The 25,298-nt window shown below is 64.2% G+C and carries 26 protein-coding genes and 1 pseudogene; 6 read left to right on the forward strand and 21 right to left on the reverse strand.

All coding sequences use genetic code 11. The annotated features are described in order from the left end of the window. Positions 1-749 precede the first annotated feature (749 nt). Both QP512_RS06110 and QP512_RS06115 read right to left on the reverse strand, forming a co-directional pair. Positions 750-1,310 carry a DUF6036 family nucleotidyltransferase gene (locus tag QP512_RS06110; protein ID WP_286071351.1) on the reverse strand — a complete coding sequence of 187 codons (561 nt, stop codon included), beginning with the start codon at positions 1,308-1,310 and terminating at the stop codon, positions 750-752. A gap of 653 nt (positions 1,311-1,963) precedes the next feature. After that, complete coding sequence (locus QP512_RS06115; protein WP_286071352.1) at positions 1,964-2,761, reverse strand: hypothetical protein; 798 nt, start codon at positions 2,759-2,761, stop codon at positions 1,964-1,966. 250 nt (positions 2,762-3,011) lie between these two features. On the opposite strand from QP512_RS06115, the pseudogene QP512_RS06120 reads away from it, so the two are divergent. Further along, positions 3,012-3,435: pseudogene (locus QP512_RS06120) on the forward strand (transposase); the annotation flags it as partial. On the opposite strand, the gene QP512_RS06125 reads toward QP512_RS06120, so the two are convergent. The 4 genes from QP512_RS06125 to QP512_RS06140 form a co-directional block, all read right to left on the reverse strand. Continuing rightward, positions 3,419-4,534 (reverse strand): hypothetical protein, encoded by a 1,116-nt coding sequence (locus tag QP512_RS06125; protein ID WP_286071353.1) that lies wholly within the window; start codon positions 4,532-4,534, stop codon positions 3,419-3,421. The pseudogene QP512_RS06120 and the gene QP512_RS06125 sit on opposite strands and share 17 nt — an antisense overlap. Continuing rightward, complete coding sequence (locus QP512_RS06130; RefSeq protein WP_019659212.1) at positions 4,534-5,157, reverse strand: hypothetical protein; 624 nt, start codon at positions 5,155-5,157, stop codon at positions 4,534-4,536. Before QP512_RS06130 ends, QP512_RS06125 begins: the two co-directional genes overlap by 1 nt. 207 nt (positions 5,158-5,364) lie before the next feature. Further along, positions 5,365-5,664 carry a hypothetical protein gene (locus QP512_RS06135; RefSeq protein WP_080112495.1) on the reverse strand — a complete coding sequence of 100 codons (300 nt, stop codon included), beginning with the start codon at positions 5,662-5,664 and terminating at the stop codon, positions 5,365-5,367. A 430-nt stretch (positions 5,665-6,094) separates the two neighbouring features. Then, the gene (locus QP512_RS06140) at positions 6,095-6,487 is read right to left on the reverse strand and encodes a barstar family protein (protein WP_286071354.1); all 393 of its coding nucleotides are present in this window, start codon (positions 6,485-6,487) and stop codon (positions 6,095-6,097) included. A 182-nt stretch (positions 6,488-6,669) separates the two neighbouring features. On the opposite strand from QP512_RS06140, the gene QP512_RS06145 reads away from it, so the two are divergent. From QP512_RS06145 to QP512_RS06160, 4 genes are all read left to right on the forward strand, one after another. Beyond that, a complete protein-coding gene (locus QP512_RS06145; protein WP_345783107.1) occupies positions 6,670-8,892 on the forward strand; it encodes a methyl-accepting chemotaxis protein in 2,223 nt (740 codons plus the stop codon). Between the two features lie 163 nt (positions 8,893-9,055). Further along, positions 9,056-9,424 (forward strand): glycine zipper 2TM domain-containing protein, encoded by a 369-nt coding sequence (locus tag QP512_RS06150; RefSeq protein ID WP_049426710.1) that lies wholly within the window; start codon positions 9,056-9,058, stop codon positions 9,422-9,424. Between the two features lie 146 nt (positions 9,425-9,570). Continuing rightward, positions 9,571-10,551 (forward strand): hypothetical protein, encoded by a 981-nt coding sequence (locus QP512_RS06155; protein ID WP_286071356.1) that lies wholly within the window; start codon positions 9,571-9,573, stop codon positions 10,549-10,551. Between the two features lie 3 nt (positions 10,552-10,554). Next, on the forward strand, positions 10,555-10,947 hold the full coding sequence (locus QP512_RS06160) for a hypothetical protein (RefSeq protein WP_286071357.1): 393 nt from the start codon (positions 10,555-10,557) through the stop codon (positions 10,945-10,947). 45 nt (positions 10,948-10,992) lie between these two features. On the opposite strand, the gene QP512_RS06165 is transcribed toward QP512_RS06160, so the two are convergent. The 5 genes from QP512_RS06165 to QP512_RS06185 all read right to left on the reverse strand — a co-directional run bounded on the left by QP512_RS06165 (position 10,993) and on the right by QP512_RS06185 (position 16,673). Beyond that, entirely contained in the window at positions 10,993-12,120 is a 1,128-nt protein-coding gene (locus QP512_RS06165) for an ABC transporter permease (RefSeq protein WP_286071358.1), read from the reverse strand. Then, entirely contained in the window at positions 12,117-13,304 is a 1,188-nt protein-coding gene (locus QP512_RS06170; RefSeq protein WP_286071359.1) for an ABC transporter permease, read from the reverse strand. Before QP512_RS06170 ends, QP512_RS06165 begins: the two co-directional genes overlap by 4 nt. Then, positions 13,289-14,302 carry an efflux RND transporter periplasmic adaptor subunit gene (locus QP512_RS06175; protein WP_286071360.1) on the reverse strand — a complete coding sequence of 338 codons (1,014 nt, stop codon included), beginning with the start codon at positions 14,300-14,302 and terminating at the stop codon, positions 13,289-13,291. The genes QP512_RS06170 and QP512_RS06175 overlap by 16 nt, the downstream gene beginning before the upstream one ends. Further along, positions 14,295-15,701, reverse strand: a complete 1,407-nt coding sequence (locus QP512_RS06180; RefSeq protein ID WP_286071361.1) for a TolC family protein — start codon at positions 15,699-15,701, stop codon at positions 14,295-14,297. The genes QP512_RS06175 and QP512_RS06180 overlap by 8 nt, the downstream gene beginning before the upstream one ends. Before the next feature lie 78 nt (positions 15,702-15,779). Then, complete coding sequence (locus QP512_RS06185) at positions 15,780-16,673, reverse strand: LysR family transcriptional regulator ArgP (protein ID WP_286071362.1); 894 nt, start codon at positions 16,671-16,673, stop codon at positions 15,780-15,782. 104 nt (positions 16,674-16,777) lie between these two features. Between QP512_RS06185 and QP512_RS06190 the strand changes: the two genes are divergently transcribed. Next, positions 16,778-17,392 (forward strand): LysE/ArgO family amino acid transporter, encoded by a 615-nt coding sequence (locus QP512_RS06190; RefSeq protein ID WP_286071363.1) that lies wholly within the window; start codon positions 16,778-16,780, stop codon positions 17,390-17,392. Here QP512_RS06190 and map read toward each other — a convergent pair. The 10 genes from map to QP512_RS06240 all read right to left on the reverse strand — a co-directional run bounded on the left by map (position 17,389) and on the right by QP512_RS06240 (position 25,298). Continuing rightward, on the reverse strand, positions 17,389-18,171 hold the full coding sequence (gene map, locus QP512_RS06195) for a type I methionyl aminopeptidase (protein ID WP_286071998.1): 783 nt from the start codon (positions 18,169-18,171) through the stop codon (positions 17,389-17,391). The genes QP512_RS06190 and map overlap by 4 nt on opposite strands. A 7-nt stretch (positions 18,172-18,178) precedes the next feature. Continuing rightward, entirely contained in the window at positions 18,179-18,391 is a 213-nt protein-coding gene (locus tag QP512_RS06200) for a ParD-like family protein (protein WP_006425741.1), read from the reverse strand. 68 nt (positions 18,392-18,459) lie between these two features. Further along, positions 18,460-18,819: a VOC family protein gene (locus QP512_RS06205; protein ID WP_286071364.1), complete on the reverse strand. Its 360-nt coding sequence runs from the start codon at positions 18,817-18,819 to the stop codon at positions 18,460-18,462. Positions 18,820-18,991: 172 nt separating this feature from the next. Continuing rightward, entirely contained in the window at positions 18,992-19,876 is an 885-nt protein-coding gene (locus tag QP512_RS06210) for a hypothetical protein (protein ID WP_286071365.1), read from the reverse strand. 3 nt (positions 19,877-19,879) lie between these two features. Beyond that, complete coding sequence (locus QP512_RS06215) at positions 19,880-20,944, reverse strand: GNAT family N-acetyltransferase (RefSeq protein WP_286071366.1); 1,065 nt, start codon at positions 20,942-20,944, stop codon at positions 19,880-19,882. 29 nt (positions 20,945-20,973) lie between these two features. After that, positions 20,974-22,374 (reverse strand): aminotransferase class III-fold pyridoxal phosphate-dependent enzyme, encoded by a 1,401-nt coding sequence (locus tag QP512_RS06220; RefSeq protein WP_286071367.1) that lies wholly within the window; start codon positions 22,372-22,374, stop codon positions 20,974-20,976. 65 nt (positions 22,375-22,439) lie between these two features. Beyond that, the gene (locus QP512_RS06225; protein ID WP_286071368.1) at positions 22,440-23,156 is read right to left on the reverse strand and encodes an MtnX-like HAD-IB family phosphatase; all 717 of its coding nucleotides are present in this window, start codon (positions 23,154-23,156) and stop codon (positions 22,440-22,442) included. Positions 23,157-23,330: 174 nt separating this feature from the next. Beyond that, positions 23,331-24,533 carry a DegT/DnrJ/EryC1/StrS family aminotransferase gene (locus tag QP512_RS06230; RefSeq protein ID WP_286071369.1) on the reverse strand — a complete coding sequence of 401 codons (1,203 nt, stop codon included), beginning with the start codon at positions 24,531-24,533 and terminating at the stop codon, positions 23,331-23,333. A gap of 10 nt (positions 24,534-24,543) precedes the next feature. Then, positions 24,544-24,942 (reverse strand): DMT family transporter, encoded by a 399-nt coding sequence (locus tag QP512_RS06235; RefSeq protein WP_049429588.1) that lies wholly within the window; start codon positions 24,940-24,942, stop codon positions 24,544-24,546. Then, on the reverse strand, positions 24,939-25,298 hold the full coding sequence (locus QP512_RS06240; protein ID WP_014646430.1) for an EamA family transporter: 360 nt from the start codon (positions 25,296-25,298) through the stop codon (positions 24,939-24,941). Before QP512_RS06240 ends, QP512_RS06235 begins: the two co-directional genes overlap by 4 nt.

Genomic DNA, 25,298 nt, shown 5'->3' on the forward strand with positions numbered 1-25,298 from the left:
AATTAGCAAGGGCACTCAGCAGGGAATTGCGCACACAATTGCTACTTAGTCGAAAAGAATTTGCTGGTTCGGGACCGCCCCTTGAAAACCCGTCCGCCGTCGCGCAGCCGGTCCCTCAACACGGGCTGACTCGGCCGGTGCTTGGTGACCATAGGCCCAGCATAGCTCGCTAAAGAACTCCGCATCCGACGAGCTTTGACGGCAAGATCAGCCGCTACAGTTGCGAAGCCGATCTGACCGTCCCCTTTAACAATCCCAGACAGGACGTCTACAAGCTGCGGCTTGAATACACCTCCCAGGCAGTCAATGGACAGCACTTGGTCGAGGTCCAGGTACTTCCTGGAGATCTCATCGGCATTGGAGCGGCAATCAGCTCCAATGTTCGGACCCGAACACAAGCCATGGCTCCCGCAGCTGCGGCTCCAGTCGAAGAGTCACAGGCAATGGACGTTGATCCTGCTTATGATTCAGCGATCTCGACGAAGGTGGACGATTACCAACAGTCCAACTCGGACGAGCCGCTGGCCTATGCGGCGTCGACTGGGCCCAGCTTTGACTGTGGGAATCGCACGGCAACCCCCAGCAGCTAACGAGCGTGTATGGCCGTTGTCGGAACCTGATCGCAGCGCGTCCTACGGGGTGATCGGCATCAAGGGCGACACCGACTATCCGGTTTACGAGGAAACGCTGAGCGGCTAAGCAGTCGGCTGACCCTGCCACTGAGTCAACGATCTCTTCTAAGGGGGCTTCTAGCGATCGTTTACGGCGGAAAACGCACTCCACCAAGCCATCGCACGGTGCTTATTAGCGGAGTCTGGAAGGGTCTCTAGGAGCCTTTCGACCTCCGACAGTCTGGGATGCCCAATGGCAGCCATGCCTTTGACAAAATCGATGTCCTTGTCGCGGCCAGCACAGAGCTTGGAGATCAGCAGGTCCTCATACGAAAGCGCCATAAAGGTATCCCGTGCGACATCGCCTGATTGGTATGGGATGAGCCTATCGCGCCAACCAGGAGCTAGGATCGCTGTGGCGACTTCCACGCCATCTGCATGGTAGCCATAAGTCCGGTCAAAAATTGAGGCATCGCCGAAGTTCTTGTCGATGATGTCCGTAACGGCTTCTGACTCTCGTTGCGGTTCATCCAACAGGGCGATGTCGATTTCCCTGGAGAAGAACAAAACATCGGACGAAAAATATCTAGGATCGAGATGAGCCAAAATGGCTTGGCTGCCGATCAGTAGGAATCGGTGCTCATGCCCGGTTGCCTCATCGACTGCGCGCAGGACGTGGTCAAGCTGCTCTGGCTTCATTGTGCCTCAGCGCTCGAACTTCCCACTTGACCAAGTCAAACAATCGATTCCGCTCTTGCTCGGAAATCAAGGACAGGAAGGGGGCAGGGGAGCACGAGCGCAACACCTGGCCCTCATTGTCGTCTACAGAGGTGAGCACCTCCACGACTGCTGCTATACCTTGCTCAATGAGTTCTCGCCAGCGATGCAGGTATTGGGGCGAGCAGGCATGTTCGCCTGTTTCAAGAGCAATCTCCAAAAACGTCCTGGCCGTGGCCAAAACTTCCGGGTGGTGAGGCAAGCGGCGGCCCACCTCGCGCCAAAGCACGCGAGATTGGTACCAAGACACTGGCGGGAGCCAGGTGCCCGTGGAACAATCGGCAGGGGTCAGTAGGGGGCGCATATTCATACGATAAGCCAACTGCCTTGGAGGTCAAGCTAGGTCGGAGGGTGTCTCATTTAGTGCTGAGACTGAAGGCCCTAAAACGTTGCAGCCAAGAGGTATCAGGAACACAACGGTCTGTAGGTCCTGCTTCGAAGGCGCGCCCACACTGTGTTTGAGGACGAGACGTGGATGTCCCTCTCAGTGACGCTGGATGGGCGACTAAGTCGGTTGAGCAGACGCGAAGCCGGACAGTGCTTGTCAGCTGTGAAGGCTGCGATAGAAACGCATCTTAGGTCCGTCGACGATCTCGCTCTCGGATATTCTTCACATACTTGGCATCCTTGGCGGACTCCGCGGGAAGGTTCAACAGCACGTTCGCCAAGGTTGCGATCGATTCATCGGACAAGCGGAACGACGCAGGAAGCCCACTCAAGCCTGCGTGTTGATTCTCCGCGATCCCTTCTTCAATGGCTCGAACAAAGTCAGCCACGGACGGGCGTGAGGTCTGGGACATGGCCGCCGAGCGGGGGTCATGGGAGTGCACATTGGCATTCTCTGCGTCAGTCCCAATGGCCCGAATCATTTCCGAGAGGCTTGGCCAATACTTCAGGTCGAACTGACAGAGGTTTTCCAGCCTTTCCTTCAGGAAAGACTTGTAATGCCCATTACATTCGCTGGCCCGGTCGATGACTTCGACAGGGTGATACAAGGTGTCACTGCTGAACGGTCCGCGGTTGTTTATCTGTTCCCTTTCTTCCAGTAGTTCCGCCATGTGATCCGCCAGGCCAGCAATGGCCTCATTGACTTTGTCCAAGCGCTTGCGGGCTGAACGATCGGCGATGTTCTTCTCGGGCGTCCAATGCGCTCCAGTGGCGAGCACGCAGAACTCAAGAAATACCTTCCACTCAATGCCGTCAAAACCCAGGGACCGCTCAAGTTCCTGGTAGACCGAGCGAAGTTCCAGTCCTCGGCTGAGCATATTCCGAGCCACCTCACTTTCCGAAGGAACGATGTCTTCGGCCTCGTTTCGGCGGATCTGCTCCTGTAGAAAATCTTCACATTTGAGTTGGGCGTTGTTCAAAGACACTGCGGTGCTTCCTGGCTTCAAGTGGCTCCAACGATAGGGGGCATGTCGAAACCCGTCGACATCTGAAACGCGATTTCCGATCTGGCTTTGGGATCCTGACTCTGACTGCTGCCCGCGCGGGAGGGATGAACAGGTAGTCCAGCAGCCCCGCGAGCCACCAATGTAGGGTTCGCCTTGCCCCGCCGCTGGGGGTTCCGCCCGTTCTCATGGACAGTTAAAAGAAGGCCGACTCCGGCCATGAGGAGTGTTCATGTCAATACGTAGGAAGTTCAGTGCCGAGCTCAAGCGCGGTGCGGTGGAGGAGATGAGCCAACCGGGCATCAGCTACGCCTAGGTGGCCCGGGAGTTGGAACCCGCGACAGTCTGCTGACCCGCTGGAAGCGCGAGGCGTAGAACTCGGAATCGGCCGCCTTCGATGGCAGCGGAACGCCACGTGACGAAGAGTTGACTCGAATCAAGCGCGAGTTGGCGTGGGTAAAGCAGGAACGGGGTCTTTTGCGAGAAGCGGCGGCGTTCTTTGCAAAGGGATCATCCTGAGGTATCAGGTGATCGAACGTTGCCTCAACGAGTTCCCAGTCTGACTGATGGGCCGCTGCCTTAAGGTAACGACCAGCGGCTACTACGAGTGGAGTATGCGTACCTCGAGTGCCCGGAAGGTCATAAGTGAACGGATCTAATGAGTTGGCGCCGCTCGCTGTGGTTGTTCGCAGGAAGTCCGATGCTGTTCTCGTTTGCGACGGCTTCAAGTAGCCTGTCTACTTCACAAGAAAGGGTCAACAAGGAGCTCCACTTGGCTGGACTGTCAAAGATGAATCGCGTCCCATCCGGTACGAGTAAAAGCTTTGCGTAATCGGGACGATGATACAGGTCGTCAAGATGGCGCTGAGTCTCCGCTAAGACGGCGAGCTCATACGAATGTCCGGTCCGCAGAGCTGCCATGTCGGCGTGGAACATGATGGCAGCAAGGTCGAAGCTCGTGAGCATGATGTCCTGATCCGCGTCTGCCTTGATATTCTTGATGAGTCGAATGGCTTTCTTCAAAGAACCCATGGCAACAAGGTCTCGATCTGAAACTTCCTTGATGTGCTTAAATGGGTAGTTAGTCATCGTGGCATTGTTCTTCTTGTCCAAGATGATGACCCCCCGATCATGGAATGCTCCACTACGTTGGTAATCGGCAGAGTCATACCAATGGGAAGGCACAACATCAATTGAGCGGGGAAGAGAGCCGCCTGAGATCTTGATCGCTTTGCTCCCGCGCTTATCTACTGTCGCGGCTGGAAAGGCGCTTTCGAGCTCGGATTCTTCTTGTGCGCGCAGGTCTTTAAGTTGCTGCAATGAAGTTAGGGTTGTGGGGTAGTAGGCGCCTGATGTTCCTCGCGGACCGCTGGGGTCGTAGCTCAAAAATTGCGATGAGATAAGAGTAAGAAGATCTACATCGCTGACGCCACGAATGTGCACATTGAGTGGTACGGAGCCTTGTAGGTGAAACTCAAGCGTGAACCGTTCGATGCGGTTTCCTAGCTGCTTCGCTACACGCAGGGCGGTCTCTATGCTGATGCGCGTGTAGTCTGCGTCGACTTCCTGCATCGCACCCAAAACATAGCGAGTGTTGGGCTTGCTGGTTGCTTTTGTCTCCCAGGCCTCCTGCTTCCAAATCTTCTCTATGTACTTGGCCAGCGCAGCGCTATCCTGCGCCATGAGGTTAACTCGATCTTCGCCACTGCGTCGCGCTTTCAGTGCGGCAATACGCTGATCAACGGTTCTTGCCATTACTGCCTCCGAAGTTTGAGGGTGCCCGACGAGTGGCGGCCGTCACCGTTGAAATAGTCGCCCTTGCCAGTTTTAAGATCTTTAGCAAAGACCAGTTTTGCAAACCCCCGATGCGCATTGAGCTCTGTTCGGCCGGGCTTGGGGTCGTTGCGATAGCTGTAAAGCAGAACAAATCCTTCGATGGGGTCGGAAACGAGTCCGGCAACGTCGCTGTTGGACTTGGACAACCCAGCGTCGAGGTGGATGCGCACCTTGTCCCAATCTTGGGTGATCGTCATGGTTCCCTGCCAATCAACGGCCAGTGAGTCAGGACGTGGAAATGGATGGCCCTCACAGATCCAAGTTCCCGAGAGATCCGCAACCTTCAGCCACCCTGCGACGAGCGGCACACGCCACATCCAGCGGCGGAAGATCAGGTATAGAACGGTATAAACCGTGCCCGCACCAGCTAGAGAGAGGATAACGGGCGGCAGGTTTGCGCCAAGCCCAAGCCCCTTTGCGAGGTCTACGGCTTCGAGGAGCGCCCAGACCAAGATCCCTGAAACCACTGACGCGGTCCTGGCGAGATATTTTCCGATCTGCGCCCGATTGACACCGCCAAGCACCACATACTCGTGATCCATTTTGAGTCCCCTGTGTTCCATATGCGCACGATATCGGGAAATCGTCGCAAAAGGCGCGACTGGGTGCGTTTTAATTGAGGCCGATAAGAGGGGTGAGGGCGTGACCTGCGAATGAGCGGAGGTCACTTCCTTCCAGCTGCCACTGCACCTTAGCCGCTTTCCTCTGCAGTAGTAGGCGGAGGGCGAAGCTCCCCGCCTGGGATCGCCTCATCCAGGGTAATGCGGCGACAACCGATTCCAGTTGTCCACCACCCATGTCGTAACGGTTTGGCGTCCGGGTGCAGTGGACTTGAAGTGCTCTTTCAGCATCCACTCAACAATGAGACGGGTCTTGACAGGGAGGTCGACGCCATCTTTGCCGGTCAGGCTGTTGAGATAGAGCAGCATCTCATAGCCCTCATTGCGGCTGAGGTGATGGGCGTCGTCCGCTATCAGCTTAGGATTGTCGCCCTCAGAGACTCTCCAGCTGTATTCATAACGAAGTTCGGAACGCTTGATTGCAGGCATAGCATCGAGCTCCTAAAGATCCGGTTTGGATCAGGGGGGACTTGAGGCCGCCTGCAGCGGCAATCAAGGGGATGCGTCTGATGGTGTTGTCCTGGACGGCAAGCCGTCCACGCCACCAGTGGAGAGGGAGCCTGGCGTGGATTCATCTACCTGTTGCGGAATTGTTGCGACAGCCCTTCCTGCAACTCAACAACATTCGATTCCGTTGCTGCACAAAGGGATTTTCCCATAACATCTCGCTGCGCCCGTTCTGCTTCATCAGCGGGGTGTGTTCGGCGGACTTGTCTTTGGACATGGGACTCGTGGATCAGGGCATCCGGTCGCGCCGGAAGGCGGCGACGGCGGAGCAGGTACAGGGCCGTCCATGGTAACTGCTGGGGCTGGGGGACGCCGCTGCCGATGATGAGCCAGGTACGTGCGGGGCACGCAATCAGGCCGGGATGAGCGTGATCTGCCGATGGCTGGCGAATATCTCCATGACGATCTCGAAGTAGGTCTGGCCATCGCCCCGTTGCAGGGCCTCCAGCTGGTGGCTGATGGCCTGCGCATTGAAGTGACCCGGCCCGTCGAGTTTTGCCTGCAGCCAGCGGCGGGTGGCATCCACGCCCAAGGCCGCGCGGCTGTTTGCGATGTCGCGCCAGACGAGGGTGGCCTGATCGTGGCCAGCCAACGCGCCATAACCGCCATGCAACAGATCGTCCAGGGCATCCAGGCTCGGCCCGAGCTGCCAGTCCTCGCCGGCCATGAACACGCGGTTGAGTTCGGCATAGAGGCTGTCGATGTCCTGGATCGCGCCGCCTTCAATCTGCAGGGTAAGGGGCATGAAAGAATTCCTGGCGTGCGGAGTGAAAGATAATAATATTGAACATGAATTCGGGTTGAGGGGTATTTTTCACGCTTTCCCGCACAGTTGAAGATATTCACGAAGGTATATGCGGAAAAGCTCTTAAAGATTCTCCCGGTCGAGCCGCCACCGATCGTACGGCCACGATCAAGGGAATTGAGATGCTCGCCTTACGCAACCTCCGAGTGGGATCCCGGCTGGGTGCCGGGTTCGGTCTGCTGCTGCTGTTCATCGTGGCCATCGTTGGCCTCGTGCTGTATGGAAACCACCTGAAGTCCGCCCAGTTCGAGAAAGTGGTGGACGTCAACATGGTGAAGATGCGGCTGTTGAACGACATGGTGGATACCAACAACGCGGTGCTGATGCATCGCCGGCTGATGGTGATCAAGCGCGGCGAGGATTTCGACAAGGATTATCAGAAGGCGCAGGAGCTGTCCCAGACCTACGATCGTATCTGGGCCAAGTACATCAAGATTCCACGTGATGCCACCGGCGATACCCTGGTGGCGAAGATCGAGGCGGCGCGCAAAGCCACCGACGCTTCCACCGAGCACCTGCATGAGCGCATGAAGGCCGGCGATTTCGACGGCGCGGCCAAGGAACTGCTGGCCGAACATGGTCTGGCGACGGCCTGGAACGAGGCAATCTCGACCCTGCTGCGGCATCAGGAGGCACTGACAGCGCGCAGCCGCGAGGAATACCGCTCGACCGAATCGTGGACCGGCACGTTGTCGATCGTGTTCGGTGTGATGAGTCTTCTGCTCGGCTCGCTGGCGGCATGGGCGATCACCCGCAGCCTGACTCGTCCGCTGGCAGGGGCGGTGAAGCTGGCCGATGGTATTGCCGGTGGGCGCCTGGACAGCAGCATCGACGCGTCGGGCAACGATGAGGTCACCCAGTTGCTCCGATCGATGCAGCGCATGCAGGCACAGTTGCAGTCGGTGATGGCGGCACAGGGCGAACTGGCCCGCCAGCACGATGCCGGCAGCCTCAGCTACCGCATGGACGAGAGCGCCTTCCCGGGGGACTACGGCCGCATGGTGCATGACACCAATGCGCTGGTTGGCTCGCATGTGCAGGTGCAGAATCGCCTGATCGAGGTGATGAAGCACTATGCGCGCGGCGACCTGTCGGTGGACATGGACCGGCTGCCGGGTGAGAAGGCGGCGATCACCCAGGCGATGGACGAGACCAAGGCCAGCCTGGCGGCGATCAACAGCGAGATCCGCCGGCTGGCGACCGCGGCCGCCGCAGGGGACTTCAGCCTGCGCGGTGACGAAGATCGCTTCGCCTACGATTTCCGCGACATGGTGGCCGGGCTCAACCGGTTGATGCAGACCACCGACGAGAATCTGGTACAGGTATCGACCCTGTTGCAGGCGATCTCGCGCGGTGACCTGACCGTACGCATGCAGGGTGACTTCCACGGGGTCTTCGCCCGCATGCGCGATGACTGCAACGCCACGGTCGATCAACTCAAGCAGATCGTGGGTCGTATCCAGGCCAGTGCCTCCAGCATCACTCTGGCGGCAGGCGAGATCGCGTCGGGCAACACTGATCTGTCGCGGCGCACCGAGCAGCAGGCGGCCAACCTTGAAGAAACGGCCGCATCGATGGAGGAGCTGACGTCCACGGTGAAGCAGAACGCGGAGCACGCCCGGCAGGCCAACCAGCTCGCCATCGGCGCGCATGGCGTTGCATCGCAGGGCGGTGAGGTGGTCGGGCAGGTGGTGATCACCATGTCGGCGATCGAAGCGTCGTCGAGGAAGATTGCCGAGATCATCTCGGTCATCGACGGTATCGCCTTCCAGACCAACATCCTGGCGTTGAATGCCGCAGTGGAAGCCGCGCGTGCCGGCGAGCAGGGCAGGGGCTTTGCGGTGGTGGCCAGCGAAGTGCGCACGCTGGCGCAGCGTTCGGCAGGCGCGGCCAAGGAGATCAAGGGCCTGATCGAGGATTCGGTCGGCAAGGTGGCCGATGGCTCGGCGCTGGTCCGCCAGGCAGGCACGACCATGGGCGAGATCGTCGCCTCGGTGCAGCGCGTGACCGACATCATGGCCGACATCTCCGCAGCCTCGCAGGAACAGAGTTCCGGCATCGAGCAGGTCAACCAGGCGGTCGTGCAGATGGACGAGACCACCCAGCAGAACGCCGCACTGGTGGAAGAGGCGAGTGCCGCGGCCCGTTCCATGGAAGAGCAGGCCAACCTGTTGACCGAAGCGGTGTCGGTGTTCCGCACCGGCGCGGCCGCGGCGGCCGCGTCGGTTCCGCGGGCGCTTGCGGCAGTCGCAGCGTCGGTCACCCCGGTGAGGCGTCCGGCGGTGCTGTCACCGCGCATCGAGCCGACGCTGGCCGCCAATGCAGGTGGGTGGGAAGAGTTCTAACAGGTGAGCCTGCCGGCAGGGAGACGGCGCCCATCGCGATGGCTGGTCGCGATGGGCGCGATTTTTCCTGAACGCGCGATGGCCATTGAGGCGCCCGGCACGCGTATTTCACTTCCGGTTGCCAACCGCGGGAGGACACTGGCGCCATACCGGACCTCAGGAGATGGCCATGAAGACCTCGACCCGACTGCTTGTGCTGGGCACCCTGCTGGCGGCAACCTCTGTTGCCGGTGCGCAGACCTACGGGCCGCGCGACGAAGGACGCAAGTTCAATGACGGCAGCCGCGTGGTCTGCAAGAACGTGGAAGTACAGCGTAATTCGCGCGATCCCAACCGCATCGCCGGTACCGCCACTGGCGCCGTCATTGGTGGCCTGCTGGGCAACCAGGTGGGCGGTGGCAACGGCAAGAAGCTGGCCACCGTGGCCGGTGCCGTAGCGGGCGGCGCTGCCGGCCGCCAGATCCAGGGCAACAGCCAGCAGAAGAACGGCGACCGCGTGGTCGAGCGCCGCTGCGAGCGCGTTTACCGCTGACCGATGGTGCCAACTGCGTAGTCCGCCTTCCGCAACGCAGTATCTCGGAACGCCGGCCTCGTGCCGGCGTTCCTCGTTGTGGGGCCCCGTATCGCCGGCCGGTGTGTCGCGCCTATACTGCGCCGACCTCCAAGGATGAATGCCCTGTGAACGAATTGCCCGTCGCAGAGTCGCACGTTCCGGTTGCCGACCGCGAGCCCGGACCCGAGGCGAGCACGCGCTTCGGTCGGCTGCGCGAGCGTACCGATGAGTTGGAACTGTTCATTTCCGGCCTGCTGGCGTTCGCCCTGTTGGCGGTGCCTGGCTACCTGTTCGATGCGTGGGCGCGCAGCAGCCTGCACACGGAAGGCATGTACTTCCAGGTGCTGTGGTTTGGTTTCAGCATCAGCGTGGGCATGTGTTACGTGCTGGCGGTAGCGCTGATCGCGCATCTGACCGTGCGCGGGTACTGGATAGGCCTGATCGGGCTGAAATCGCACTTTCCCAAGGGCATCGACTGGGAACGGCTGCCGCAGATGGGCCCGGTATCGCGCGCTTTCCTCAAGGCGCGCGACGGTGGCCTGGACGGCAGCATCGAACGCGCTGATCGTTTGGCCACCATGCTCTTCTCCACCACGCTGCTGGCGGTACAGACGCTGGCCGGTACTCTGGTGGTGGCCGTGCTGACGTTGTGCGCGGCGATGGCGATCAGTGCGCTTGCCGGCGGTTCCGATCGTGTGGCCATGATCGTGGTCGGTACCGTGCTGGCCAGCCTGCTTGTACTCGCACTGGTTCCTGCACTGCTGGAGCGTGTCATTGTGCGCCGGCAGCGGCGCGACCGGCCCTATGACGGCCTGCAGCGGTGGCTGCAGCGCTTCCTGGCAGGCCTGCAACGGATTCCCCTGCTGCGCCTGATGCAGACCATGCAGTTGACCCTGCAGAGCAACCTGCGCTCGCGTTCGTTCATGGCGGTCTATCTGCTGGCGGTGATGGTGGCCATGGTGCTGGGCGGGGTGCAGGTGCTGGGTTCAGTGAAGTTCTCGCTGTTCAACCGCTACCAGGTGATGACCGACGAGGCCGTCGAACACGGCATGTTGAGCGCGCATTACGAATCGATGCGTTCGGCGCACGATCAGCTGCTGCCGTAGCCGATGATCCCGTCGGACACTATCAGTGGTTCACGCCTGCGTGTGTTCATTCCACACCGCCCCCAGCGCGACAACCCGCTGGCGCGCCAGCACTGCACCGCCTTGCCCGCCGCACGCAATGAAGCGACTGGCGCAAAGGCTGCCAGCGCAGCGGTGGAGTGCCTGTCCCGGTTGTGGCAGGTGCAGCTGGATGGCACGCCGGTTGACCTGCACGACTTCATGCCGATGGAGCGCCGCGATCTCGACATGCGTGGACTGGTGGGCTATCTGCCCATGGCGACGCTGGCACCCGGTCGCCATGACCTGAGCCTGGTCTGGAATGCCGAAGGGGGCGAACGCGGCCCGGAGCGACGCCGCGAGTACCGCATCCCGTTCTGGTACGCGCCCGACCCCTGAAAAGGGCGCGGAGGGGATTGAGTCGCAATCCCCCGACCTTGCCGTTTACGACTTAATCCCGTCCGTCCCCTTTCTTTCGAGGAGGCGCCAGGCGGCGAGGCTGCCGTAGAGCAGCAGCAGGACGGTGAGGGTGATCAGTTCGTGGCCGACTTCAGCCAGGCGGGCGTCCATCTGGTTCAGGCGCACCATCAGGTTGATGCCCGAGGTGGTCGGCAGCAGCTGCGCCAGCCAGACCAGCGGTTGCGGCGTCATCACCGCCGGCCACGACAGGTTGGCCAGGAAGAACAGCGGGATCGAGGTAGCGATGATGTATTGGAAGGCGCGTTCGCGGGTGCGGAAGAAGCTGCCGACGAACAGGCCGAACGCCACCGTGGCGGCGATGAACAAGGTGCCACCCAGCAGTTGCCCCAGCGGATTGCCGCCGCGCGGATAGTCCTGCACCCACGCGGTGAAACCGGCGTAGTAGAACAGGCCGAACAGGCCGATCAGGCTGAAGCCCAATGCCATGCCCGCCAGCGTTGGCGGGTCAAAGCGCAGGCGCCGGCCCAGCGCGAGCCGGCGGCCACCGAGCAGCACGCCGATGCCCATCAACAGGGTCTGGTGAACGATCAGCTCGGCCACGCCGGGCACGATGGCGCTGCCATAGCCTTCCTGGGTGTTGTACAGCGGGCGCTGCACCAGGGTGACGGGCGGCGCCTGCGGCGCGCCCATGAAGGCGGCCTGGCCGACCACCGCGTCACGTCCGAACGCGCCCAGCGCGTCGGCCACGCTGCCCAGCACCCAGCTGGCGCGGCCCAGGTAGGCGCCGTTGCCGAGCAGTACCAGCTTGGCCGGGTGCCCGCGCAGGATGTCGCGCTCCAGGTTGGCCGGAATCAGCACGATGCCCTCGGCATGGCCGGCTTCCAGCTGCTGGCGCGCGCTGTCGGTATCCGCTGGTTGCCCGACCACGCGTGCGACCCGCAGTGCATCGAGCTTGCGCAGCAGTTCGCGGCTGGTGGCGCTGTGGTCTTCGTCCACCACCAGCACCGGCAGGTTGCCGGCTACCTGGTGGCGGTACGCGGCGGGGTAGAAGAACGAGTACAGGATCACCGCGCCGACCATCACCACGATCGCGTAGCGGTCGCACAGGACCGCCATCAGGGTCTGCCGGAGGCTGCGCCACAGTGCGCTCATGCGTCGCCCCCCGCCGGCTGTGCGGCTTCTGGGGTACGCGCGAAGGCGATCAGGCGCAGGCCGCCGATGCCGCCAGCCACCACTGCCATCAGCAGCAGCGTGGCCAGTGGCCACAGCGAGACCAGCAGCGGCGAGCCGATGAACTGCTGCTGGGTCTGCAGCTTGATATAGGCGCTGAGCGGCAGCAGCTGGTGCCAGACACGGGTGAACAACGGCCCGTCCAGCACCGGGAATGTGGCGCTGGAGAACGCCAGTGCGGTGCCGATGCTGAGGCCCACCGCGGACAGTGCGGTGCCCATGTCGCGGGTGACGCCAACGAAGAACAGCGCGTAGGCGGCGGTGGCCAGGTAGAACAAAGGCTGCGCGAGCAGCAGCAGAAGTACGCTGCCGGCCACGCCATCACCGCGCAGCCAGGCGAGGTAGCCCAGCCCGAGCGCGCCATACAGCGAGAACAGCAGGATGTACGGCGCAATCTTGCCGGCAATGGCAGTCCACGGTGTGCGGCCCAGCGAGGCGGGCAGGGTGCCGTCGCGGATTTCGCGGCCGAGGCTGCCGGCCACGGCCAGTGCCAGCACCAGTGACAGCACCGCCGGGAAGATCAGCGGCAGCAGGAACAATTCGTAGCTGCGCGCCGGGTTGTAGAGGATGTCCGACTGCACTGCGATCGGGGCTGCACGCAGCTTGCCCGGGCCGACCTGCAGGCCGATGCGCTCGCGCAGCAGGCGTGCATTCCAGGCCGAGACTGCATCGCCGATGTCCCGCGCGGCGGACTGGCCGGTGGTCATGTAGGTGGCGTTGTAATAGGCGAACACCGTGCCCTGGCGGCCGCGCAGCGCCTGGCGGGTGACGTCGCGCGGCACCAGCACGATGGCGAATACATCCAGGCGGCGCAGCTGCGAACGTGCCTCTTCCATGTCCGCAGGCTGGCTGGCGATGCGCACGCCGGGGCTGGCATCGAGCATGCGCAGCAGCAGGCGGCTGTCACTGCTGTGGTCCAGGTCGACCACAGCAATGGGGATATCGCGCATCACCGACGGGGTGAACATCCACGCCATCACCGCCAGCATCAGCAGCGGCAGCAGGGTCACCAGCATCAGGTCGGCGCGGTTGCCGCGCAGCGCCTGCAGTTCGCGCCGCCACGAGGCGCCGAAACCGCCAGTATCCGGGCTCAGTGCTGGGGCCATGCGAACAGCACGCTCATGCCGGGGCGGAAGCCCTCGATGCGGCGTACCGGGCGCACCCGCACCTCGAAGCTGCGGACGTCGTAGCCGGACGACTGGCGGGTGGTACGCCAGGTCGCGTAGTCGCCGGCCGGGTTGATGAAATAGACCTCGAATTCGCCGTCCAGGCCGAGGGCTGGCACGCTGCCCTTCAGCTTGCTGCCGACCTTCAGGCCCTGCATCTGCGATTCGCGCAGGTTCATCGCCACCCACATGCGATCGATGTCGACCAGGGTGAACACCGGGTAGCCGGCCGGCACCAGTTCACCCGGGTCAGCCATGCGCTTGTTGATCTCGCCCGCTACCGGCGCGCGCCCTTCCACTTCGGCACGCGCGGCGTTGACCTCGGCCACGGCGCCCTGTGCCTGCTGCACCTGGCCCTGAGCGGCGCGCTTGTCCTGCTCGCGGGCGCCTGCCAATGCCATGTCGTACTGCGCGCGGGCGGCACGCGCCAGTTCGCGCGAGCTGGTGGCCTGGGCATGCGCTTCATCGCGCTTCTGCCGGGTCATCACCCCTTCGTTGAACAGGTTCTGCACGCGCCGGTAGGTGGCCTCGGCCAGCGTCGCACCGGCTTCGGCGCGCTTCCAGTTCGCTTCGGCGGCGCGGATGTCCTCGCTGCGCGCGCCCTCGTCGGCCTTGTCGGCCACCGCCTGCGCGGCCGCCAGTGCGCCATGGGCCTGCTGTTCCTTGGCGGCCACTTCGGGGCTGTCGAGCAGGAACAGCACCTGCCCGGGCTGCACGCGGTCCCCCTCGCGCACCTTCAGTTCGGCCACGCGCGCGGTGATCTTGGCGGCCACGTTGATCGTGTCTGCATCGGCCATGCCCTGGATCTGGTCGGCGGGGCTGCGCCAGGCTAGCCATAGGCCCAGCACCACCACGACCAGCAGCACCACTACCAGGATCGGACCCAGGCGGCGTTTGCCCGGGGGCGTTTTCGCTTCGTCGTGCAGCACATCACTCATGGTCGATCACCTCGTCCGCACGGCGCCGGTATTCTTCAAAACGGTCCATCTGTCCACTGACCTCCAGCAACTGCGCCAGCGCAATATCGTATTGGTAGGCGGCCTGCGCGCGCTCGACACGGGCGCCACCCAGGCCGAGCCGCGCGTCGATCACATCCAGTGACGTCGCCTGGCCTTCGCGGAACGCCAGCTCCTGCAGGCGCAGGTTTTCCTGTGCCTGGGCGATGCTGCTGTCGAGCAGTACGAACTGCTGCCGGGCGATTTCCAGTTCGTTCCAGGCCTTGCGCACGCCCAGCGCGACCTGGTTCTCGGCCTCGCGCAGGCCGGCTTCGGCCTGCTCCTGCTGCGCGCGCGCAGCGCTGATCTGCGCCGGCCGCGAGTTCGGCGACAGGAAGGTGTACTTCAGGCCGATGCCGAATGCCCAGTCCGGGTCGGTCAGCATTTCGTCGCGGCGGCGGAAGTCGTACTGGCCGAAGGCGAAGATCTGCGGTTTCAGTTTGGCCTGCTGCACGCGCACGCCCTGTTCGGCCTGTGCCACCATCGCCCGCAGGCGTGCGATCTGTGGCTGGCGCGCCTGCGCGGTGCGCTCGAAGCTGGCCACCGGTTCCAGTGGCACGCGCTGCACGAACAGCGGCGACACCGGCTGCACCTCGCCGCCACTGCGCAGCAGCGTGGACAGCGCGGCCTTCAGCGTGGCCAAGTCGTTCACCGTCTTCTGGTACTCGCGCTCGGCCTTGTCACGGGCCACGGTGGCCTGCAGGCGCTGGGCACGGGTGGCGAAGCCCTCGCGTTCCAGCTTTTCCGCATCGGACAGATGTTGGTTGAGGCCATCGCGCACGTCGCGGCGTACGTCCACTGCCTGCTCGGCCAGGCGCTGGCCAAAGTAGGCCTGGGCCAGTTGCACGGTCAGCGATTGGCGCTGTGCTTCGCGTTCGGCACTGGCCTGTTCGTGGGCGGCACTGGCGGCACGTTGTGCGGCCGGAATCACGCCGCCCGTGTACAGGGGTAGCACAGCCGTCACCACCGGGCGCGTTCTCCAGTCGCGCTCGGTGAACGACAGCGGCGAATCGATGCCGAAGGCTTCAGCCACGGGGGCCAGCGAGCCCAGTGGCAGGGTGAGGGTCTTCTGGAACTGCAGGCGGCGCACTTCGCCGGTGATCTCCGGCAGGCGCAGAAGGCGGGTGGCGTCCTGCAGGTCCTGCTTGTTGCGTACCGCTGCGTCAGCGGCCGCCAGTGCATCGGAGACCTGCTCCAGGCGCTGCCGCGCCTGTTCCCAGTCCAATGCAGGTACGTCGGTGTTGTTCTGCGCGGACGCAGCGAATGGCAGGCAGGTCGCCAGCGCCAACGCCAGCGCGGGCTTCGCGCGGTGCATCCTTGTACGTCGGCCGATCACGCCCATGCCGTCCCAGTGGTAAAGAAGTGCGCAAACGGTAGTGCGCGCGGCGTGAAGCCCGGGTCTGCGGTCATCGGATTGTCCTCAACGAAGGGTGCCGCTGGCCGCAGTGCGCAGCGCCTGGGTGATGTGCTGCAGCGTACTTGAGCGCACCGCGGCATGCTGCCAGTACAGCGGCACATCGAGCCAGCGACGGGGTTCCAGTACCACTACGCGGCCGGCGCGCACCGCAGGTGCGGCCAGCGTTTCCGGGGCCATGCCCCAGCCGAGTCCGCACGCGGCGGCTTCGACGAAACCGGTGGAAGAGGGCAGGTAGTGTAGCGACGGCTGCAGGCGTGCGCGGGTCAGGCGTCGTACGAAGCGCCACTGCAGTTCATCTTTGCGGTTGAACACCAGCATCGGCGCGCGTGCCAGTGCCGTGGCCTGCATGCCGTCGCTGAAGTACTGGCGGGCGAAGCCCGGTGAGGCGATGGCGTGGTAGCGCATGGCACCCAGCGGATGCACGTTGCAGCCCTTCACCGGTTGGCTTTCGGCGGTGACCGCACCCAGCACGCTGCCATCGCGCAGCAGCTGCAGGGTGTGGTCCTGGTCATCCATGCGCAGGTCGAACAGGTAGCCATGGCGCTGGTGCAGGTCGGCGATGGCCGGCACGAACCACGTATCGAGCGAATCATCATTGACCGCCAGCGGGATCGGCGTACGCACGGCGTCACGGCCACGTTCGGGCAGCAGCTCGGCCAATGCCTCGACTTCGAGCGCCTGCATCGGCCGTACCCGACGCAGCAGCGCCTCACCGGCGGCGGTAGGGCGGCACGGCGCCTGGCGTACCAGCAGCACCTGCCCGAGCCGGTCCTCCAGTGCCTTGATCCGCTGCGACAGCGCCGACGGGCTGATCGACAGGCGGCGTGCGGCGGCCTCGAAGCTGCCTTCCTCCAGCACGGCAGCGAACGCGGCCAGTTGTGGATGTACCAGGTCCATGCGGGGCCTCTTCAGTTTTTCTGCACAGGATAAAGAAAAACCAGATTGTCTTAATCGTCCGTTGACCGCACCCTGCGCGTCCCTTGGCTGACTGGCTTGTCCTGATGTGGATCGCCGCTACCGTCGCCGGCCTGTTCGCGGGCGCCGGCCTGATCATCGCCATCGGCGCACAGAATGCCTTCGTGCTGCGCCAGGGCCTGCAGCAACGTCACGTGGGAACGGTGGTGGCCGCCTGCGCCGGCGCCGACATCGCGCTGATCCTGGCGGGCGTGGGCGGCATGGGCGCGCTGGTGCTGCAGTGGCCGTTGCTGCTGCAGGTGCTGCGCTTCGGTGCTGCAGCGTTCCTGCTCTGGTATGGCCTGCAGGCAGGGCTGCGCGCGTGGCGCGGTGGCAGTGCGCTGGCAGCGGGCGAGGTGGAGGGTGGCAATCGACGGCAGGTGCTGCTGACCTGCTTGGCGTTCACCCTGCTCAATCCGCACGTCTACCTGGATACCGTGGTGCTGCTGGGCAGCCTGTCCACGCGCTATCCGTGCGATCTGCGCTGGGCGTTTGCTGCCGGCGCCTGCGCAGCCAGCGTGATCTGGTTCTGTGCGCTGGGCTATGGCGCGCGGCTGCTGCAGCCGGTGTTCCGCAGGCCGGCTGCGTGGCGGGTGATGGACGCTGGCGTGGCGATCTTCATGTTCTGCCTCGCCACCCTGCTGCTGTTGCGCCCGCTCTAGGCCGTTTCCACCGCGCACAACGGCGTTTCCCCCGGACGCAGAGTCAGCACGCGCACGCCGTTGCGGGTGACCGCGACGGTGTGTTCGAACTGCGCCGACAGCTTGCCGTCGCGGGTGTAGACCGGCCATTCGTCCGGCTGCTGGCGGATGGCCGGCTTGCCCTGGTTGAGCATCGGCTCGATGGTGAACACCATGCCTTCCTCCAGCACCATGCCGGTATTGGGGTGGCCGTAGTGCAGGATCTGCGGTTCCTCGTGCATCTCCTGGCCGATGCCGTGCCCGCAGTATTCCTTCACCACGCTGTAGCCGTGGATGCGCGCGTGGCGGGCGATGGCGTGGCCGATGTCGCCCAGGCGCGCGCCGGGGCGCACTGTGGCGATGCCTTTCCACATCGCCTGGTAGGCGGTCTGCACCAGCCGGCGCGCGGTGTAGTCGACCTCGCCCACCAGGTAGGTGGTGCTGGAATCAGCGATGTAGCCGTTCTTTTCCAGGGTGATGTCGAGGTTGACGATCTGGCCGTTGCGCAGCACGTCGGTGGTGCTGGGCACCCCGTGGCAGATGACGTTGTCGATCGAGGTGTTGAGCACGTACGGGAAGCCGTACTGGCCCTTGCTGGCCGGCCGCGCCTGCAGCTCGTCGACGATCATTCGCTCGACGAAGTCGTTGATCTGCATCGTGCTGCGGCCCTGAAGCGGCAGCTGGTCGAGCGCAGCGAATACCTGTGCCAGCAGGCGCCCGGATTCGGCCATCAGCGCGATCTCGTGCGGCTGCTTGATCATCGCCATGTCAGGCCCGCCCGGGCGCCAGCGCCTGCGGCTGTACCCCGGCCGCGCGCAGTTCGCTGGCGACGATGTCCTGGAAGCTCAGCGTGGGGTTCATCTCGCACAACATGCCGACCCGGATCCAGAAGTTGGCCTGGGCGTTGATCGAGCGACTGGAGACAGTGCAGGCACGGCGCAGCTGGTCGTGCAGGGTGTCATCGATGTTGACGATGCCCATGGGCGGTTCTCGAGGAGTGGATATACGAAGCGTATATGGTTCGTATATCCATCTCAAGCCGGTGCCGTTCAGTCCACGTGGGTGGCGAAGCGCAGTCGGTTGCCGTCAGGGTCGCGCAGCAGCATCTCGCGGCTGCCCCACTCGGTGTCATGCGGCGGCTGTTCGATCGGCACGTTTGCGGCGCTGAAGGCACGGTGCAGGGCGTCGACATCCTCGACGATGAAGTACACCGCGCCGCCGACTTCACAGTCGCCGCTGTGCTCGGTGAGGAAGATCGTCTGGCCATCACGGGTGAGCTGGGCGAACAGCGGGAAGCCGGGTTCGAAGCGGTGTTCCCAGTCGACCACGAAACCCAGCCCCTGCACGTAGAACGGCAGGGTGGTGTCGGCGTGGCGCATGCGCAGTTGCGGGATGACGGTCTGGGGCATGGCGAGGGCTCCGGGGTGGGAACCCAGTGTAGAGCCGAGCCATGCTCGGCTGCTGTTCGCGGTCCCCTCAGTCGAGCATGGCTCGACTCTACAGAAGGCGCCAGCCGAGCGTGGGCTCGGCTCTACCCGGCTCTGGTAGTTGCCAACCTTGGTTGGCATTGCCGGCCAGCGGTCAGCAGGCCATCGGGACCGAAGCCATCGCGGCCAGCAGTTCGCGGTTCACCTGCTGGTGCCGGGCCTGCCAGGCAGGAAGATCGTCGGCGCTGATGTCCGGCTGGCCATCCAGCGACGACAGCCAGCGCTTGAAGCGGCTGCGGTAGTTGGCCAGCGACACTTCGCCGGTGATGTCACTGCCAACCAGGCCGCCGGCGCGCAGCGCCTCGATCACCACCAGTGCGTCCTCCAGCTGGAAGCGGCCCTGATCCCAGTTGCTGCGCGCCACGTCTTCGGCAAACACGTCCTTGTCGATGGACAGGTAGGTGGGTTGTGGCGACTTGGCCTGTTCGGCAGCGAACGCAGCCACCAGCGCTTCAGGGTGCTCGAAGCGGCGGAACGCGTGGCCCATGCCGAGGCGATGGCCCCAGCCGACATCCACGTCCATGCACCAGTACGTCAGGCGGCCACCCAGCAACGGGCGCCAGTGGTTCTCCCAGGCATGGCCGAGGCCGATGTCGCTGGAGGTGATGCCGAGCACATGGATGTGCGAGATCTGCGGCAGCTTGCTGGCGGCATTCACCCATGAGCCGCAGTGCATGCCGAACGGAAAACGCATGTTGTCCGGATGGTTGTCCAGTACCACCAGCTGGAACGGCGCCTGTGCGCGCATGCGGCGCAGCAGCGGCAGGCTGAGGTGATGGAAGTCACCACTGCCGAGCATCACCGTGCCGGGTTGCGCAGGCAGCGATGCCAGTACTTCAACGCCGAAGCGATCCAGGGTGGCGTTGCTGCAGGCGAAGCGCAGTGGATCGTGCCACTGCGGCAGCGCCAGGGTCTGTGCCTGCGGCAGTGGCAGCACGCCACCGTCCAGGTCGAGGATCAGTGGGGAACGCACAAGCATCGCTCAGCCGCCTCCATCAGGTTCGCCCTGCAGGTAGGGGGCCAGCCGGCGCAGGGCGGCACGCAGCAGCGGGGAACGTGCGTGGATCGCATGCCGGGTGGAGGTGAAGCGGGCGCCCAGCTCGGCCTTGATGCGCGAGTCGGTCCAGCCGGCCACATAGTGGCTCAGGCCGTGCTGCAAGGCGTACTCGAGGTTGTGCATCCAGCTGACGGCGTACAGGTTGTGCTCGCGCGACTGCGGGTAGGCCAGGCCGATGTACTTGTCCACGAGCTTGCCGGCATGCACGTAGCACAGGTTCCAGCCGATCAGCCGGCCCTGGTGGCGGTACAGGAACATGCGTCCCTGGCCCAGGCTGTCGGCCAGCAGGTGCTGGAAGTAGGGCAGGTCGAGCTGGTCGAAATGCACCGCGCTCTGCGCATACACGCCCAGGTACAGCGCATGCAGTTCGGCCTGCAGCTGCGGGTCGGCCAGGGCCGGATCACCGGTGGCGATGCAGTCGATCTGCAGCTCATCGCGCGAACGCAGCTTGCGCCGGATGTTCTTGCGGCGCGAGGACGACAGGCGGCCGAGATAGCCGTCGAGCGAATCGAAATCGATCGCCACCCAGGCCAGCGGCATGCCTTCCAGTTCGACGAAGCCGCGTGCCAGCAGCGCCTGTAGGAAGGCACCGCTGTGTGCATTGGCTGCATCATCCAGCAGCGGTGAATCGATGGCCAGGTCCTTGACCACCAGCAGCCGGGTATCGCCGATCGCGTGACGCGTCACGTCCTCGGCCAGCGCCTCCGGCGCGACGTGTGCCGGCAGCGGGGTGTACTCGGTGCTGGTGGCACCGACGAAGCGGGTCTTCCAGGTGATCCATGGCCGCCACAGGCGCGACAGCGGCAGGCCGAGCAGCCTGCCGCGCAGTTCGTCGTCCATCGTGGTGGTCAGGTCCAGCGGCGCACGGAAGGTCGGCAGGCCGCTGGGAAGCCGGCCTGCCTCGAATCCGAGCGGCGGGTGGGCCAGGAAGCCCTCCAGCAGCGCGGCCGGTTCCAGCGCGGTGCTGGAGGCACGTGACGTCATTTCCATCGGCACGGGAACCGGCAGCGCATCCAACCTCAGCCCTTGGCCTTGGTCAGCGCCTGGTCGAGCAGGGTGATCGCCAGGTCGATCTCTTCGTAGCTGATGTCCAGCGACGGCGCGAAGGTGATCACGTTCTTGTACCAGCCACCCACGTCGAGCACGAGGCCCATGCGCTTGCCGTCGTGCAGCAGGTCACCAGCCAGGCCGATGTCGACCATGCGGTCCAGCAGTTCCTTGTTCGGGGTGTAGCCGTCGGCCTGGCAGATCTCGGCGCGCAGGGCCAGGCCGAGGCCGTCGACGTCGCCGATTTCCGGGTGGCGCTTCTGCAGGCCACGCAGGCCGTCGAGGAAGTACGCGCCCTTTTCCGGCACGGTGCGCTCGTAGTCCATTTCCTTGCCCAGCTTCAGCACTTCCAGGCCCAGGCGGGTGCCCAGCGGGTTGGAGTTGAAGGTGGAATGGGTGGAGCCCGGCGGGAACACGGTCGGGTTGATCAGCTCTTCGCGTGCCCACAGGCCCGACAGCGGGTTCAGGCCGTTGGTCAGCGCCTTGCCGAACACCAGGACGTCCGGGGTGACACCGAAGTGCTCGATCGACCACAGCTTGCCGGTGCGCCAGAAGCCCATCTGGATTTCATCGACGACCATCAGGATGCCGTACTTGTCCAGCACGCGCTTGAGGCCGGTGAAGAAGTTGCGCGGCGGAATGACGTAGCCGCCGGTGCCCTGGATCGGCTCGACGTAGAACGCGGCGTACTCGGCCTGGCCGACCTTGGGATCCCACACGCCGTTGTACTCGCTTTCGAACAGGCGCTCGAACTGCCACACGCAGTGGTCGGAATACTCGTCCGGGGTCATGCCCTTCGGGCGACGGAAGGGATACGGGAACGGGATGAACATCGCACGCTCGCCGAAGTGGCCGTAGCGGCGGCGGTAGCGGTAGCTGGAGGTGATCGACGAGGCACCGAGGGTACGGCCGTGGTAGCCACCTTCAAAGGCGAACATCAGGCTCTTGCCGCCGCGCGCGTTGCGCACGATCTTCAGCGAATCCTCGATGGCCTGCGCGCCGCCGACGTTGAAGTGCACGCGGCCATCGAGGCCGAACTTCTCGTGCATGTCCACGGCAATGGTCTTGGCCAGCTGCACGCGGGTCGGGTGCAGGTACTGGCTGGCAACCTGCGGCAGGGTGTCGATCTGGTCCTTCAGTGCATCGTTCAGGCGCTTGTTGCTGTAGCCGAAGTTGCAGGCCGAGTACCACATCTGCAGGTCGAGGTAGGGCACGCCCGCACCGTCGAACATGTAGCTGCCTTCGCCGCGCTGGAAAATCTTGGGCGGGTCGACGTAGTGGACGGTGTCGCCGAAGGAGCTGTAGCGGACTTCGTCGGCCAGCAGCTGCGCGTCGGAGGCAGCGGCGTCGGCGTTCTTGTCAAAAATGTTCATGCAGTTCGGTTCCGTGAAGGACGTTCGAAAGGGAGCAACGGGGGAGCGCGGCTGGAAGGGAGTGCTCAGGCGGTGGCCAGCAGCAGGGGCAGTGCGGCGGGCTGCGGGCTGGCGTCGATGCGACGTGGCTGCAGCAGGCTGCCATCGAGCAGGCGCGGCAACAGCGCGACTGCATCGTGGAAGGTATCGATGGCGGCATGCTCGATGCCGGCATTCGTGCAATGGGTGATCAGGCGGCGCTTGGCGAACACGAAGTCGGCGTCTTCGGACACGCAGAAATCCGAGCTGCCGTCGCCGATCATCAGCACGCGCGGTGCTTCATTGGCGCGCGCCTGCGCGGCGCAGGTGCATTTGCAGGTGCCACTGCGGCAGCCTTCGGCCTGGTAGGGCGATTCCAGTTCCCAGTGGTCCCCGCACCAGCGCAGGTGGTTGGCCACCACCGGCAGTCGCGACAGGCCATGGTTGGCGAGGATGCGGTGGATCGCATAGTCCAGGCCGTCACTGACGATGCGCAGCGGCACGCCCAGCTGTTCGGCACGGCTGACAAAGGCGGCGAAGCCCGGATCGATCTGCACCTGGTCCAGGTGCGCATCGAGCGTGGCCGGGTCCAGCTTCAGCAGCCGCACCTGGCCCTGCATGCATTCGCGCGAGCCGATCTTTCCGGCCTTCCACTGGTCTTCCAGCGCCTGCCAGCCCGGCTGGCCGTACTTCTCCAGCAGCGAGTCGATGACATCTTCGAGGCTGATGGTGCCGTCGAAGTCACACAGGATGCTCCAGTGCATGGGCAGGTCCGTCGATGAAAGAAATGCCCGGCCCGATGCCGGGGCAGGCTCAATGTAGGCAGGCCGCCTTTCTCGTTCCTTTCCTGTTGAAAGGCTCTTCTGACGGGCTGGGAAAGCATTCAGGAAGGTGCATGGTTGAATGCGCGGAGGGCAGGCCACGCCTGCGCGTGCGGGTCAGGCGCGGGCCAGGGCCTGCAGTATTTCGGCCGTCTCTTCACGGGTTTGCCAGGCGCTGTTGCCAAGGGTCAGCATGCGTGCGGCGAAGTCGCGCGCGTTGGACACTTCGGCGGCCGGCACGATGCCGCGAAGGTAGGCGTAGTCGGGCAGGGCATGGATGAACATGCGGCTGGCGCCGAGACCGCGTGGCCAAAGGTCTTTCAGCACGGCATCGCGGGCTTCCTGGCTGGGCAGCAGCAGCATCAGCATCGGCCAGGTGCCGCCGGTACCCGGCATTCCGTCGACCACCTCGACCGCCGGCAGCTGTGCCAGCTGCACGCGCAGCTGCAATGCACGCAGGCGACCTGCCTGCAGGAAGGCAGGCAACCGCCGCGCGGCATGGGCACCGATGTTCTGCCGCCACTGGCTGACCCGGTGCTGCGGAATCTCCAGCGGGAAGATGTCACCGACCGCTTCTTCCAGGTCGCCACGCTGCAACGCGCCGCGCAGCGGATTTCCGTACACCAGCGATAGGAGCGATGGCCGATAACAGGCGGCCAGGCCGAGCAGTTGCACACTGCGCAGCAGTTCCCAGCGCAGGCTGAAGGGCACCTGTTCGGCGGCATGTGCGGCCAGCGCGGCACGCAGCTCGTCATCGCGGCTGATCAGCAGGCCGCCTTCGTGCAGGCTCAGGCCCTTGCCGGCGGCCAGACTGAAGAAACCGATATCGCCGCGCAGGCCGACACTGGTGTTGCCGACCCGTGCGCCGAGCGCCTGCGCGGCATCCTCGATCACCCAGGCACCGGCGCCGCGTGCAACCTCGCAGGCCCGCTCGACATCGGCGATGCGACCGCCCAGATGGGTGGGCAGGATCGCCAGCGTGCGTGCATCGGCCAGGCGGCTGAGCTGACCGGGATCGAAGTCGAAGTGGCCGGGGCGGGTATCGCACAACTGCACGCGCAAGCCCAGGCTGTGGACCGCGATTGGCACCAGCGGGCAGGTGTAGGCCGGCAGGATCACGGTGTCGCGCTTGGGTGCGCGCTTGCGCAGGGTGCGCAGGGCGATCAGCAGCGCGTGCGTGCCGGAACAGGTCAACTGCAGCGGCGGCGTGCCGAGCTGGCTGGCCAGGATCGCGCGCAGGTCGCCACCGCCGGGAAGGAAGTCGCTGGCCTGCATCGGCAGGCCGGCGGTGGGCGGCAGCTCGCGCGCGAACAGGTTCATCGCAACGCGCTCATGCAGTACTTTCGGCAGGACTGTGCGGATCGTCCGCTTCGGCGCGCCCCAGGCAGACGATGCCGGCCACGATCAGGACCGCGCCGACCAGGTGATGCAGGGTCAGCGGTTCGTTCAACAGCCAGGCCGACAGCAGCAGCACGCTGATCACTTCCAGGTGCGAGGCCGCGAACGCGGGGCCGATCGGCGCATGCCGCAGCAGGCTCATCCAGGTGAAGAATGCACCGACGTAGCCGAGGATGGCGCCGTACACCCACGGCTGCGACAGTACGCGCAGCAGCCATGCGGTGTTGGCCTCGACCGGCAACGCGGCATCACCGGCGTACTTGAAGCACAGCTGCGCCAATGTGTCGAAGGCCATCAGCAGCGGGAAGCCGATCACATACAGGCGCCTCATGAGCCGGCCCCAACCACCGCCACGCCTGCGGTGACCAGCAGCATGCCGGTCACCCGCAACGGCGTGAGTTTTTCGCGGAACAGAATGCGGCCGGCGATCATCAGCGCGACGATGTTGATCGAGCCCAGCAGCACGCCCTTGGACAGCGGCACCAGCGACAGGAACGCGATCCAGGCGACGAACTCAAGCACGTAGCAGGCGATGCCGATCCACAGCCACGGCCGGCTGAGCATGTGTTTCCAGCGCTGCAGCCCTTCGCCGTCCTGCGGGTCGCTGGCCGCGGCCTTGAAAGCAAGCTGGCCACCGGTATCGAGCACGACATTGGCCAGCCACAGCAGCGTGGCGAGCGCCCCCAT

Origin of the sequence: Stenotrophomonas sp. 57 (genome assembly GCF_030291075.1) — a bacterium.
Taxonomy (GTDB): Bacteria; Pseudomonadota; Gammaproteobacteria; order Xanthomonadales; family Xanthomonadaceae; genus Stenotrophomonas.